Origin of the sequence: Lactobacillus sp. N54.MGS-719 (genome assembly GCF_000980505.1) — a bacterium.
Classification (GTDB): domain Bacteria; phylum Bacillota; class Bacilli; order Lactobacillales; family Lactobacillaceae; genus Lactobacillus; species Lactobacillus amylovorus.
Map to the genome: position 1 here is coordinate 1 of NZ_LARO01000121.1, position 1,064 is coordinate 1,064.

Below are 1,064 nucleotides of genomic sequence, written 5' to 3' on the forward strand. Positions count from 1 at the left end.
TAAGGATCGGGAGTGGACTTGTCCAATTTGTCGAATGCCCCATATTCGTGATTGGAATGCGGCCGTGAACATCTTAGAAAAAGGATTAAGCAAGTGGCAAAATCCTAAAATAAAAAAAGCAGCCTAGAAAGGCTGCAGTCCGTTAGCAACTCGCGGACTTAAAAGGCTTTGGTAATTAGACGACCTCTATCGGCAATAGTCAAAAGACTATTGCTGGTAAGTCAAGTCCGTATCTAAGCAAGTTGGTGTTCTGGTTAGCGCAAGCTAACGAGCCACTAAGCCCTAGACTTCAGTCTAGGGTAGTTGACGCGCTAAAAAAAGCAATTCTATACGGCTAATAAATGATTTTATGTTTTTTTATCGAAAATCAGAATATATAAAATAGTTAATAGATATAACACAAATTATTTGAAATAAGTAAAATCAAAAAGCTAAGAAATACCGTTATATCGGCGATTTTTAGCACCTAATCCATATTAACTATATGAATACATAAATAAAAAATAGCAATAATTGCGTGCTCATAAAAAACACAATATATGGCTAAAAAGGGCATCTCAGGCTAAATCTAGCAATTAAAGCTATGTATAACTAACAAAATATCCAATACGTCAAATTAATCCTATACGTTATACAATATAGGCTCTATTTGAAATAACAGATTGGCTAAGTTTTTTCTCTTCTTTAATAATTTCTCTCGGTTAAAGTAACAGGATAGCTATTCCGTATATGGTATAAAAAATATTTCATGGGTCGAAACGAGTTCCAAGCCGCGAAACAAAGTCTGAAGGCAATGAAAACGAATACATTTTCAAAAAATGATGATATAAATATAACCGTAAGGTAAATGAAACGGAACAAAAGAAGAGATAAAAACTTATTCAAAGGAGAGAAATAAGATGAACGGTAAGAAATATTCAGTAGTTATTGCCGGTGGTGGTAGTACTTTTACACCAGGATTTGTCCTCGACTTAATCAAGAGCCAAGACAAGTTCCCAATGAGACAATTGAAGTTCTACGATAACGATGCAGAACGTCAAAAGAAGATTGGTGAAGCTGTTAAG

General features: G+C 34.6%; 1 protein-coding gene and 1 pseudogene. Both read left to right on the forward strand.

The annotated features are described in order from the left end of the window. On the forward strand, window positions 1-127 hold a 127-nt coding region (locus tag WS44_RS09520), incomplete at its 5' end, for a zinc ribbon domain-containing protein (protein ID WP_046434119.1). Window positions 128-899: 772 nt separating this feature from the next. Continuing rightward, window positions 900-1,064: pseudogene (locus WS44_RS10215) on the forward strand (6-phospho-alpha-glucosidase); the annotation flags it as partial.